The following is a 9,060-nucleotide window of genomic DNA, read 5'->3' as shown; positions in this document are numbered from 1 at the left end:
CGATTACATCGAGATGTTCTACAACGTAAAACGCCGCCATGGTTTCAACAATCAGCTGTCACCGGTAGAGTTTGAAAAGCGTTACGCAATGAGCTTGCAAGGTGTCTACAGAATCCGGGGCGATTCAATCTTCACAATTATGTCAGTGATGGCGTCATAAATTCTGCGCATTATGAAGCGTACATCAGTAAAGCTCCGTTGTTCCTCAAAGGGCCGGATGAGCTTGAAAAACTGCGTGCTTTCATCAAGACATACATTCATCACGGCGATAATAAAGAAATTCTCTATGAGCTTTCTAATGGAAAAATTCGTCCATCGAAAGCTTTAGCCGAAGCACTTAAAGGGCTTCTAAAAGGTCAGCCTGAATTCATATTGATCGACGATCAAAAAGCGACATTTGAATCCGCACTTGCTGCTGCGAGTGTGGCCTCTGAGGCTGCGCCGAAGGTAATCATCATTGAGGGCGGCCCTGGGACGGGCAAAACAGTCCTGGCAATCAATTTACTCGTTAGGCTTACAAGTCTTGGATTACTGAGCAAGTACGTCTCAAAAAATGCCGCCCCGCGAAAAGTTTATGAAAGCAAATTGGTGGGTACAGTCAAACGTAGTCACTTCTCCAATCTATTCTCCGGTTCAGGCGCCTTCATCGATACCGAACCCAACACTTTTGATGCGCTCATCGTCGACGAGGCCCATCGACTGAACGAAAAAAGCGGCCTTTACGGAAATCTGGGTGAGAACCAAATCAAGGAATTGATCGCGTCGGCCAAATGCACAGTTTTTTTCATCGACGAGGATCAACGAGTCACCTTGAATGACATTGGTAGCAAACAAGCCATCCGCGCTTTTGCAAAAGCCAAAGGAGCTGAGGTTGAGGAATACACGCTTTCCTCACAGTTTCGTTGCAGTGGGTCTGATGGCTATTTAGCCTGGCTTGACGACGTGCTAGATATTCGCGCGACAGCTAACCCACTACTAGATAACAGCGAGTATGAATTCAAAATATTCAGTACACCCCAGGCCATGCATGCGGCCATCGAGCAAAAGAACCAAGGTAACAAAGCCCGAGTGGTAGCCGGCTATTGCTGGCCGTGGCGTAGCAAAAAAGATGCTCGAGAATCCGACATCATCATCGGCAGCGACTACGAACGCCAATGGAATCTGGATCAGGACGGAAGTTTGTGGATCATCGCAGAGAACTCTGTTGATCAGGTCGGGTGTATCCACACCTGCCAAGGTCTGGAAGTCGATTACATCGGCGTGATTATCGGGCCGGATCTCATCGTACGAAATGGAAGCGTTCTGACCTCGGCTCTTGAGCGAGATAAAAACGACAAGTCCATTCGCGGTTGGAAGAAGATGATGAAGGAGCAACCTGAACTAGCCAAACGGGAAACAGACCTGATCATCAAGAATACGTACCGAACGTTAATGACTCGAGGAATGAAAGGCTGTTACCTCTACTGTACTGATACAGAAACCGCACAGTACTTTGCGAGTCGGCTTACGAATCAAAACCAGGATTGATGGTTCATTGGCGCTTGCCTCGATAGCACGAGGCAAGTGCCTCACATCAATTCAGCGCCATACACTCGACCGCCCGGTCCGCCACTATCTTAGCCATCTCCACCAAATGCATCACCGCCCTCTGCGGTGCACCCTGCGGCTCCCCAAGCACTTGCGACGTAGCCATCGCACACTGTAATAACTCAGCCACTCGCACCCAGGCGTCCTCGAAGCTCAGCTCTTCATTGACGGAAAATGGGTTAGGCCCACGCGAAGAAGGCATATCTGAAACAACGTTTTCCATGGCACAACTCCAATCAAAAAGTGTGTACCAATCGAACTCAGGCGACTAAACCCGATCACTGAATAGGCAGTGACGATCCGCAGCCTAGTCACGCATTCCCGCTTGCGCAATGCGGTTGGGATTCTCTAGGAAACGTCCTGCAAATGAAAGGGATCAGCCCTGCTGGCCCTTTAAGCTCCCGCCTCAATCCAATATCAAATGCGGCAAAAACCGGCTCGAATCCTTGGTAATCAAACTATTATCCTCCCGCACTCCAATCCCCGCCGCCTGGTCCCCAATCACCCAAGACCCAATCAACGTATAGCTGTCCCCAAACCGCGGCAACGGCGCAAACTCCTGAAGAATAAACGGCGCATCCGTGTAGGGACCGTCCTCCTTCACTATCAGCCCATCAGCCGTTTGCAGCTCGATGTTCGCCCCTTCCCGCGAGAAAAACGGCTTGCGCACCCAGCCCTTCGGCACAGCTTTACCCGGTTCGGTATCTAGGTGGGCCGCGAGCAAATTCGGGTGGCCTTTGTTGAATTCCCACAGCAGCGGCAGGATGCCTTTATTGGAAATGATGGATTTCCACGCAGGCTCGAAAAACTGTGTGTCGCTCTCGGCAATCGCGGCGCCGAAGGGTTCGTGGAAGATAAATTCCCAGGCGTGCAGTTTGAACAGGTGGGGAATCCAGCGGTCCTGGAGGTCGACGAAGCGGCCTTCGCCGGTCAGGCCGATGTCTTCGATGTCGATGTGGCGTGATTCGATGCCGACTTTTTCCGCGACGAGGCGCAGGTAGTCGGTGGTGCCTTTGTCTTCGACCGAGTCTTTCATTGAGGCGAAGTAGAACGGCTGGTTGACCTGCAGTTGGGCGAAAGCCTGGTGCAGTTTGGTGTCGATGCTGTTGAACTGGTCGGCATGCTTGGGCAGCAAGCCGCGTTCGATGCATTGCTCCAGCCAGCCCCACTGAAACGCCGCCGCCTCGTAGAGGCTGGTCGGTGTGTCGTAGTTGAGTTCCAGCAGTTTGGCGGGGCCGGTGCCGTTGTAGGAGAAGTCCATGCGCCCGTACAGGTGCGGGTGGCCTTCGAGCCATGAGGTTTTGATCATGTCGAAGAAGGGCGCGGGAATGCTCAGGCGTTCGAGCAGCTCTTCGCTCTGGACCACGCGGGCGACGAGGTCCATGCACATGTCGTGGATCTCGGTGGTCGGGTCTTCGAGGTCGTGCTCGATTTGCTTGAGCGTGAACTGGTAATACGCGCTCTCGTCCCAGTAGGGTTCGTCGTCGATGGTATGGAACAGAAAGCCAAGATTTTCAGCCGTCTGTTTCCAGTCATCACGCTCTGCGCAATGGATTTTCTTCATGGCCCGGTTTCCTTAACTGCTCGACCCGCCGCCGCCCCAGCCGCTGCGTGCGCTGGCCTTGCTGCCGAAGCCGCCACGGGAGGTGGCCGACGCCACGGAGCTCGACTGGCTGGAGGAGCGCAGCGTGTTGGTGTAATTGCTGCTGCCGTAACGGGCCTGATTCGAGCGGCCAAACGTCGCGCCATTGGAGACACGCTGATTGAGTGTCGAGTTGCCGTAGTTGCCGCGATCATCGCGGTAGCGGTAAACGGGCTCAGAGCGGTAGCTGTTGCGATTGCTGCTCAGCATGTTGCCGATCAGCAGACCGGTCAGCAGGCTGCTGGTGGAGAAGCCGGAGCCGCCGCTTGCCTGAGCATTACCCGCCTGAGCGTTGGCAGCGTCGACCTGGGATTGCGTCACCTGGCCTTCGGCGGTCAGTTCGAAACCGCCCAGCTTGGGAATGAACTGGCCGTTGGAGTCCAGCTGGCACCAGCCGGCGACAAAGTCGGCATCGCAATCGGCCTGGCTGGCGTATACCGGGGCGATGCGGCGATGCTCGGCCATGGCGGTCATGTAGGCGTCCGAGCAGACGTCCACCGGAAGCTTTTCATCGGCACATTGCTGCACCGACTGGAAGTTGTACTTCTTCTGCAAATCGTAGGTTTTTTCCGTCGGCCCACAGCCGGATATCGCCATGGCGACCGACGCTGCCAGCGAAAGCTGGACGTACTTGCTTCGTTTCATCGGGAGCTCCGTGCGCAATCAGTTCTGGGTAGGCGTCATGCAGGCGGCATTCAACATGCCGACGCTGATGGCCACGGCGGCCACGTAGATGCCCGCTGCGAGCTCGCCTCTCTTGATGCGCTCGGAAGTGCCTTTGAGCACGAGGCTGGTCAGCAGGAACGCCAACAGTTGGACGACGGCTGCGATCACCGCCCAGACGACGAAGTCGAGGATGCTGATCGAGTAGGCAATCACGTTGCTGGCCGGAATGGCGAAACCGACGATGGCGCCGCCCAGGGCGACTGCCGCGGAAACGTTGCCCGCCCGGATCAGCTCGAACTCCTTGTGCGGGGTGACGCGGGTGTAGATGAACTGGAACAGCGCGAACAGCACCGCCGCCCCCAGAATGTAGGTGACAAACCCGACTACGGCGGCTTTGTTCAGGGAGATGGAGAGAGCTTCTAGCATGGACTTCTTCCTTTTTTAGAGCGCATTCAAGTCGGTTGTGTACAGCGAAATGCCCAGCGACGTGCTCAGGCTGACGGTGCCTTCAGCGTCTTCTTCGACAGAGAACAGCAGAAACTCGCGTCGATCGGTCAGGCCTGTGTCACGGGCATATAGCATCGAACGGTGCTCGACGTTGTAGGAATCCTCGGGGTTTATCACGTGCTCGCTCATGGCCACCAATTCTGTCTGGCCTTCCTCGCTGCCCCACACGCGCGCGTATTCAACGCCATTGTGGGTATAAGTCGGCAACCCGATCGGACTCTGCGGCCCCGCCAGCCGACGCAGTTCAGCTTCGCTGCTGAGGGTGACGTAACTGAGGTAGTTGAACAGGATCACAGACTCGACCTGCCCGGCGATGTCGCCCGTGGTGTGCACCTGCAACCAGTAATCTTCGTCGTTCATGTAATAGCGCGACAGCCAGGTCGACTGCCCGAGGTCAACGGTGCCGTTACTCCAGACTTCCTGGGAGCCGGGGATAACCACCGTGGTTTTCCCGTCGAGCAACAACTTCAGGGTCGCGTCGAATATCACGCCTTTGCCCGGTGCCAGGCCCAGCGGCCCGGTGGTCGGCAGGGGTTCGGCGGCGGCGCCTTTCGAGTGTGTATTCGCTTGCGGGGCCTCAAGCCCCATCAACTGTTTAAACCATCCCATTGGAGATTTCCTTGAGGCGGGTGGAGGCGATGTAGAAGAGTTCGCCGCCTTCAACGCGCGTGGCGCTGGGCGGGTTGATCGACGGTTGCGACGCACCCTTGGCGCGATAGCCGATGAGGGTGGCGTTGTGGCGCTCTTTCATTTGGGTGTACAGATCGCCGAACGTGGCCTCAAAGGCCTCGGGCAATTTCATCAGGTATTGGGTGGCACCCTGCCCCACGCACAGCAGCTCATTAATGACCACCGACGAGCCCGGATCCTGAGAGGCACGCACCAACATCTCGATGGCCATGCTTGACGTGCACTCCAGGCTGGGCGCGTAGGAGCTGGCCAGTGCGGCAATTTCACTTTCATTGAAGTGGGCGACGACATGCCCGACCGGACTCAATTGATTCACCGCCAGCACGGTGGCCAGCGTCAGATCGTCAGACGGGGTTCGCACCAGCACACGCTCGGCGCCGGGCACACCGGCACGCAGCAATAACGCTGTGGAAGACAGGCTTTCACCACGGATGAACGCCGCTTTGCCCGGCATCGGGTTTTCTTCGAGGGTGCAATCGCAGATGACGATCAGGTTGTCGTTCGAGGTTTCGTCCTGCAGCAACAACTCGATGACCCGCTCACTGGACGCGCCCTCCCAGCCAATGAGCACGGTATGACCGACCTTGCCGGTGAAATCGCCTTTGCCCTTCATGCCTTTTCTCCATGCATCGATGACAGTGCTGGTGGTTTTGCCGATGGCTGCCGTGAGCAGCGCAATGCCCCCGAGCATGACCCAGGTTGCCACGAACACGCGCCCCGCCGAGGTCTGTGGCGCAAGGTCGCCATAGCCGACGGTCAGCGTAGTGGTGAGATAGAAGTAAACGAACGTGGCGGGCGCGGTGAGGTGTTGTTCGCCCAGAACCACCAGGCCCAGATAAGCCGTGCTCAGGTGTACACCCAAGGCAACGACCAGGCCTGCCCAGCCGAAACGGTGAAAGAGGGAGGAGGCGTACATGCGCAGCAAAAGAAAAATCGACATTCCGTCCCTGACTCCCTGGGTACTTGATTCCCGATGACGCCATCGCCTCGACATGTGGATGCTCAAGTGCGTTCAGCCGGCATTAAACCTGCTGCGTGGCTTGGAGAGAAGTACCTTGGCTGCAATAAATCCGGCGAATGCACCAAACAGATGCCCCTCGAAGGAAACACCCTGACGAGGCAGGAAGCCAAGGATCAGGCCGCCATACAGTACCGCTACGACAGCGGCCGTTATCAGGTTGCTCCAGCTCCTGTGGAACCAGGCGCGAGACAACAAATAGGCCCATAACCCGAATACCCAGCCGCTGGCCCCCACGTGTATGCCCGCAAAACCGAACAGCCAGACCAGCGAACCGCCCAGCAGGATAATGATCGCACTGACGGTAACGAAGCGATTGAGCCCTTCGATAATCACCAGGGTGCCCAGGATCAAAAAGGCAACCAGGTTCGCGCTCAGGTGGGCGAACGAGCCGTGCAAAAACGGTGAGGTGAGGATGCCCGGCAGCCCCTGCAGCGTTCTCGGGATCAGGCCGAACGCCATGAGGCTGTAACCGGTCGCCACATTGAGCAGTTGCAGCACGACCATGAAGAAGGCCAAGCCTGCGATTGTCTTGAAACCCTTCAGGGCATCCATCCTGACCTCGACGTAAAAAAAGAAGGGCAGACACTGCCCCTCCTGCGGCGACGTTGCTTATTCCGCCGACTTTTGCTTCAGACGCTCCAGAATCGCATTGGCGCTGCCTTCGTTCGGCGTGATGCCGGCGTCACGCAGCTTGCGCTCCAGGTCGGTCCCCGTGGACGCCTCAACCAGCTCATCCTGGGCTTGCAGTTCAGCAGCGCGTTGCTGCTGCTTGGCCTGCAAACGATTCAGCGTACCGACGGCGGTTTCCAGCTTGCCGTTGGCACCGCCGCTGGCGATGGAGGCGCTGACCTGGGCCTTCTGTACGCTGTCGCGCGCCTTGGCCATATCCACTTGCTGGCGCAGGCTTTTGATACGGCTTTCGGCCTTGGTGATGTCCTTGCGCATGCTTTCCGCATAGCCACCGAACTCGGTGGCTTGCTTATGCTCGACATCCCGCTCGTTGGTCAGGCTCGAAATGGCTTCGGCCACTTCCAGGGCGAGGTCTTCACGATTGGCCTGCAGGGCAGCCACCGCCTTGGACTCCAGGTCCTTGATCTTGGCGTCGTACTCATTGACGCGATCAGTCGCCAATTTGTGCTTGGCCATGATGCTGACCAGTTCACGCTTGGCGTTGGCCAGCGCGGTGTCGGCATCACGAATTTCCTGATCGAGGATGCGCAGGGCTTGTTGGTCGACGATCGATTCGCCGACTTCGTTGGCACCGCCACGCAGCGCGGTGAACAATTTGCTCCAGATGGACTGAGTCATTGGATACTCCCGAATACTTAATTGAAGAAACGTTCGAAGGCTTCGCTGGCGCGCTGCACGTTGTCGACCAGGGTTTTCACCTCGGTGACGATATTGGTCAGGCTGGAGTCGGAGCTCAACGCACCGAACATGTTGTAGACAACTTGCCCGTTAGGCATGGACTCGATACCGATGGAGGACAGCGGGAACATTTCCCGGCTGCGCAACACCGCGTCATTGAATTTAGCGACATCGTTGATGGACTCGACATCGACCAGGACGGTGTCAACGATGATCTGCTCGCCCACCACCGCGATGTAAATCGGCAAGCCACCGAAGTCGTTCATTTCCAGCTTGATGCTGGACTCGGAGCCTTGAACGAGAGAAAGCGTAATGTCCTGGGACACCACGTCGTCCAGGGCCTGAAGAGCGGTGAAGAGGCGATCGATATTCCAGTTGGTACCTGCGCTCATGAAATTCTCCGACATGAATGAGCCAGCCAGAATCGGCTGGCGAAGCTGTTTCTCCATCTGCTTGAGCAGGCTTCGGTTTTCGGGAAGCACCCAAGTCTCGTGTTTCACGTAGCCGGCGGCCGCCAGGCCTGCACGCATCTGCTTCATGTAAAAGCTCGATGGCTTTTTGGCGGACGGCTTCAAGCGCTCTCCCTTGAGGCTTGCTGAATCGGTATCGGGCCCTTTAGTCGGACTCGATGGAGAGCTGCTTTCCATGGTACTGACCTCGCTGTGAAAAACTCACGCGTGAGAAAATCTACAGGCATTTTTTGCCACACTCAATAGCTCACGCGTGAGATTTTTTGACTTGCTTTCCCGACCGCTAAAAAGATCAGTCCTACTGACAATTCATAAATTGTCGCCTTTGAGTTGACGGTATTACCCATTCCAGCCGATTTATCCCCCAGCACCCACCCATTAATCTGTGCCCATGTTGAACGCAACGCCCAACCAACCTAAACAAAAAAGGATTCAACCATGAGCACTCCAACCTACAACCGCTTGAACAAAGACGACGCCGTAGTTCTGCTGGTCGACCACCAGACCGGCCTCATCTCCCTGGTCCAGGACTTCTCGCCCAACGAGTTCAAGAACAACGTGCTGGCCCTGGCCGACCTGGCGAAGTTCTTCAACCTGCCGACCATCCTCACCACCAGCTTCGAACAAGGCCCCAACGGCCCGCTGGTACCTGAGTTGAAAGAGATGTTCCCGGACGCGCCCTACATCGCCCGCCCAGGCCAGATCAATGCCTGGGACAACGAAGACTTCGTCAAGGCGATCAAGGCTACCGGCCGCAAGCAGATCATCATTGCCGGCGTGGTCACGGATGTGTGCGTAGCGTTCCCGACCCTGTCGGCGCTGGCGGAAGGGTTTGAGGTGTTTGTGGTGACCGATGCGTCCGGCACGTTCAACACCACCGTGCAGCAGGCGGCGTGGAGCCGGATGACCCAGGCCGGTGCGCAGTTGATGAACTGGTTCTCGGTGGCGTGTGAGCTGCACCGCGACTGGCGCAACGATATCGAAGGACTGGGCAATCTGTTGTCCCAGCGCATTCCTAACTATCGCAACTTGATGAATGGGTATGCGGCGCTGACGGCCCATCAGAAGTAAACAAGCCGACGGTTGCGATAAGCCTGCCCTGAAAAGCA

10 protein-coding genes and 1 pseudogene are annotated in these 9,060 nt (G+C 56.7%); 2 read left to right on the top strand and 9 right to left on the bottom strand.

Annotated elements, in window-relative coordinates; translation table 11 throughout:
- Window positions 1-129: 129 nt before the first annotated feature.
- Window positions 130-1,527, top strand: a pseudogene (locus HCF10_RS26485) (DUF2075 domain-containing protein); the annotation flags it as partial.
- A gap of 46 nt (window positions 1,528-1,573) precedes the next feature.
- Here HCF10_RS26485 and HCF10_RS26480 read toward each other — a convergent pair.
- The 9 genes from HCF10_RS26480 to HCF10_RS26440 form a co-directional block, all read right to left on the bottom strand.
- Window positions 1,574-1,810, bottom strand: coding sequence for a hypothetical protein (locus HCF10_RS26480; RefSeq protein ID WP_167656722.1), 237 nt, complete (start codon window positions 1,808-1,810; stop codon window positions 1,574-1,576).
- 183 nt (window positions 1,811-1,993) lie between these two features.
- Window positions 1,994-3,151: a glutathionylspermidine synthase family protein gene (locus HCF10_RS26475; RefSeq protein ID WP_131700301.1), complete on the bottom strand. Its 1,158-nt coding sequence runs from the start codon at window positions 3,149-3,151 to the stop codon at window positions 1,994-1,996.
- A gap of 12 nt (window positions 3,152-3,163) precedes the next feature.
- The gene (locus HCF10_RS26470; protein ID WP_131700302.1) at window positions 3,164-3,874 is read right to left on the bottom strand and encodes a DUF1190 domain-containing protein; all 711 of its coding nucleotides are present in this window, start codon (window positions 3,872-3,874) and stop codon (window positions 3,164-3,166) included.
- An 18-nt stretch (window positions 3,875-3,892) separates the two neighbouring features.
- Window positions 3,893-4,321: a DUF350 domain-containing protein gene (locus tag HCF10_RS26465; RefSeq protein ID WP_024077626.1), complete on the bottom strand. Its 429-nt coding sequence runs from the start codon at window positions 4,319-4,321 to the stop codon at window positions 3,893-3,895.
- A gap of 15 nt (window positions 4,322-4,336) precedes the next feature.
- Window positions 4,337-5,011, bottom strand: a complete 675-nt coding sequence (locus tag HCF10_RS26460; protein WP_131700303.1) for a DUF2491 family protein — start codon at window positions 5,009-5,011, stop codon at window positions 4,337-4,339.
- A complete protein-coding gene (locus HCF10_RS26455) occupies window positions 4,998-6,032 on the bottom strand; it encodes an ion channel (protein ID WP_145336767.1) in 1,035 nt (344 codons plus the stop codon). Before HCF10_RS26455 ends, HCF10_RS26460 begins: the two co-directional genes overlap by 14 nt.
- A 72-nt stretch (window positions 6,033-6,104) precedes the next feature.
- A complete protein-coding gene (locus HCF10_RS26450) occupies window positions 6,105-6,665 on the bottom strand; it encodes a rhomboid family intramembrane serine protease (protein ID WP_145336769.1) in 561 nt (186 codons plus the stop codon).
- Window positions 6,666-6,722: 57 nt separating this feature from the next.
- The gene (locus HCF10_RS26445) at window positions 6,723-7,421 is read right to left on the bottom strand and encodes a PspA/IM30 family protein (RefSeq protein WP_131700306.1); all 699 of its coding nucleotides are present in this window, start codon (window positions 7,419-7,421) and stop codon (window positions 6,723-6,725) included.
- A 17-nt stretch (window positions 7,422-7,438) separates the two neighbouring features.
- A complete protein-coding gene (locus HCF10_RS26440) occupies window positions 7,439-8,020 on the bottom strand; it encodes a YjfI family protein (RefSeq protein WP_131700307.1) in 582 nt (193 codons plus the stop codon).
- 369 nt (window positions 8,021-8,389) lie between these two features.
- Between HCF10_RS26440 and ycaC the strand changes: the two genes are divergently transcribed.
- The gene (ycaC, locus tag HCF10_RS26435; protein WP_027605204.1) at window positions 8,390-9,022 is read left to right on the top strand and encodes an isochorismate family cysteine hydrolase YcaC; all 633 of its coding nucleotides are present in this window, start codon (window positions 8,390-8,392) and stop codon (window positions 9,020-9,022) included.
- Window positions 9,023-9,060: the final 38 nt, after the last annotated feature.

It is taken from the genome of Pseudomonas sp. B14(2022) (assembly GCF_012030485.1).
Classification (GTDB): domain Bacteria; phylum Pseudomonadota; class Gammaproteobacteria; order Pseudomonadales; family Pseudomonadaceae; genus Aquipseudomonas.
This window is presented reverse-complemented; position numbering and strand designations above follow the sequence as displayed.